Below are 3,193 nucleotides of genomic sequence, written 5' to 3' on the forward strand. Positions count from 1 at the left end.
TGATCTCCTTCCAGTCACGGTGCTCAAGCGCAAAGCTGTGGTGTATGTCCGACAGTCGACCCCGGGTCAGGTCCAGAACAACCTGGAGAGCCAGCGCCGACAATATGAGCTTGTCGATGTTGCGCGACGCTGGGGATTTCACGATGTCGAGGTGATCGACGATGACCTTGGTCGGACCGCCAGCGGCACTGTCGACCGCCCCGGTTTCGAACGACTGGCCAGCGGCCTGTGCACGGGCAAGGTTGGCGCGGTGCTTTGCTTGGACGCATCGCGCCTTTACCGTAATGGCCGGGACTGGCACCACCTTTTGGAGCTGTGTGGCCTGGTTGAAGCGCGCGTGATCGATCTCGACGGGGTATACGATCCCTGTCGACCAAACGATCGATTGTTGTTGGGCATGAAGGGCAGCATCAGCGAGTTTGAGCTTGGCATTTTGCGAACACGCATGCTTGACGCGGCGCGCGCCAAGGCAAGGCGGNGCGCAAAACGGTGTGCTTCGATTGGGTGCCGCTTCGCAGAAATAGCTCGTCATCGCGAGTTTCTTCTGAAGTGTCGCAAAGGCAGAAAATTCCGTTCCCCGGTCAAAGGTGATGCTCTGACGCGGGGAAAGGGGCAGCATGTGCAAGTGGTGCTGGATTCCCGACATGACGCCGGCAGAAAGCCGCCTGGGATTGCGGGCGACGACAGTAAACCGGCTGCGGCGCTCGACCAGCGAGGTGAGGTTGGCTTTGCCATATTCCAACCTGAAGGTCATCAGGCGCCTTCCCGATGACCAAAGCTCCTGCGATTACCGATTTCGGAAGGGCGTTTGCCAATGGTGTTGGCCAAGGGGATATGCAGACCGCGCGGCTTGCGCGCATAGCGTCGCCATCGGGATCGGCGGGCAACAGGCGGAAGGCGCCACAGGCCCTGGCTTCGTCCGTCCGGCCCATAGACGAACAGGTAGATGGTCTCATGACAGACGGCTTCACGAATACCGCGATGGCGTCGAAGATATCCCGCAATCTGCTCGGGCGAAGAAGCTGCTGACAAGCGGTCGGCGATATAGGCGGCAAGCTCGGGCTTTCGGGCAATCTTGCCACCACGCACCCGGCGCCTGTCGGCCATTGTTTGTGCGGCGGTCGGAAAATAGCCACGAAACATTGGCTCGTCATCGAGATGCCGGTTGCGCTTGAGGTCACGATAGATGGTCGAACGATGTCGCTGCAGCGCTGCAGCGCTGCAGCGCTGCTGAGATCTGCAGCACGGACCGTCCGGTTACAGCCAATTGATAAATCTGTCGCCGCTCGTCCAAACCCAGATGCTGATAGCCGTTCATCATGTTCCTTCCTGGAAAAGGGATCAAACCCCTATAAATCCTAGGATTTCGCACTTCGATCTAGAATCCACCCGCCAAAAGATTTGTTCCTGCTAATTAGAAAAGTCACTATCTCCGCCATATAGAAATGTCACACGTTGAGGACAGCAGGGGCTGCGTGGAGCCATCGAAACAGCGCAGCGCAGCCCCTGCTGATGCGCTGACCTCGGGGTGGTGGACCATGGACCCGCTGCCCTGCAGTGGGCCCGGTCATGTCCTCTGCACGAACCTGAGCGTGCCGCGTTCGCGCAACGCCTCATCACTCAGCCTGGGACCGCGCTTGAGCTTCGAGCCGCCCAGTGTGCGGCGGTCGATCTTTGGTGGCGGTTCTGGCTCGGGAAAGAGATGCATGGGCTGGTCACGGCGGGCAGGGGCGTCATTGTTGCGTTTGCGATGATGCGGCATGATCGCCTGCATCTGCCTGGCCAGCAGCAACGCCGCGTCCAGATGCTTGTTCTCGACAATGGCAGGCTGGTTCACCTGCCGCATCTTGTCGAACTGACGATAGGGCAGGACATGGCCCTCATGCTCGATCTCCAATCGACCGTCGGGATATTCACAGACCGTCACCCGCTTGCGCGCCAGATTCAGGCTGACATCGTTCGGCTCCAGAATGAACATTGCCTTGTTGTAATGCAGCGTCAGCGCCGCCGTCACGGTCCGCTGCTCACGCCAGACCATGATGGAGCGCAGATCGTCATGCGGGGCGAGGGGGCGGTGCAGATCGCGGGCATCGAAGGCGGGTCGGGCGAACCGCTCGTTGTGCTTGGTCCTATAGCTGTCGAGGAAGGTGTTGGCGTCCTCGATCGATGAGATGCCTTCCAGGCGCATTGCTTTGACCAGGCGATCCTGCAAGGTGGCATTGGCCCGTTCGACCCGGCCCTTGGCCTGCGGCGAGTTGGCGCAGATGATCTCGATGTTCAGAGCATCGAGCGCGCGACCAAAATGCGTCATGCCGTCGCCACGAGCGGCGCTGGCCCGCGCGTTCCGGAAAACGCTGTGCTTGTCGGAATAAAAGGCCACCGGCTTGCCGTGCCGTTCGATATACGCGCGGGTCGCCTCCATGTAAGCGAAGGTGCTCTCGCTCTCGACCATCCTGAGGTGCATCAGTTCGCTGGTCGCGTCGTCGATATAGACGAGCAGGGTGCATTGCGGGCCGCGGTCTTCAAACCACCAATGCTTCGAGCCGTCGATCTGGATCAGCTCGCCACGGCAATCACGCCGGTACCGCGGCTGATACGGGCGAGGGCGACGGGCTTGACGATCCTTCCAAATCCCGGCCTCGATCATCATCTGCCGCAGCTTCTCTCGCGAGATCCGGAGGTCATGCCGCTCGGCCAGATACTCGGCAGCCAGGGTAGGACCAAAATCATGATAATGGGTCCGAACCAGTGCGACAATCTGATCTCGAATACCATCATCCAAGCGCCGGTTGCTTGGTCGACCACGGCGGCGCGACAAAAGCCCGGATGATCCATCGTCAAGGTAACGCGTCAACAGTCGATGGGCGTGGCGGCGGCTGACGCTCATCAGCCTTGCGGCCTCGGTGACGGTCATGCGACCTGAAACCACATGCATCAACGTCTCGACCCGCGAAAGCTCCTCGGTACTCATACGCAACACCGCCATGCTCAATACCTCCGAACAGCCGGAGGGCACGGTAGCCCAAGTGAGACATCTCTACTTTGCGCGACTGTGACATTTGAACGTTGCTGGGCGGTTTCGATTTGAAGCGCGACATCCATGGGATGCGTAGCATTTCATCCAGGGTGGGGCGAGCCCCACCCTGGATGGCAAAATCTATCGGGCCTTGAGGAGCTTGATTTGCTCTCCCAG

The 3,193-nt window shown here is 59.9% G+C and carries 1 protein-coding gene and 2 pseudogenes; 1 reads left to right on the top strand and 2 read right to left on the bottom strand.

From position 1 onward, the window contains the following. Nucleotides 1–40 precede the first annotated feature (40 nt). Nucleotides 41–418: pseudogene (locus tag D0Z70_RS25915) on the top strand (recombinase family protein); the annotation flags it as partial. A gap of 96 nt (nt 419–514) precedes the next feature. Here the strand turns inward: D0Z70_RS25915 and D0Z70_RS25920 are convergent. Next, nucleotides 515–1,318: pseudogene (locus D0Z70_RS25920) on the bottom strand (IS30 family transposase); the annotation flags it as partial. Between the two features lie 249 nt (nt 1,319–1,567). After that, nucleotides 1,568–2,986, bottom strand: coding sequence for an ISNCY family transposase (locus D0Z70_RS24235; RefSeq protein ID WP_119750764.1), 1,419 nt, complete (start codon nt 2,984–2,986; stop codon nt 1,568–1,570). Nucleotides 2,987–3,193 lie beyond the last annotated feature (207 nt).

It is taken from the genome of Sphingobium terrigena, from assembly GCF_003591655.1.
Classification (GTDB): Bacteria; Pseudomonadota; Alphaproteobacteria; order Sphingomonadales; family Sphingomonadaceae; genus Sphingobium; species Sphingobium terrigena.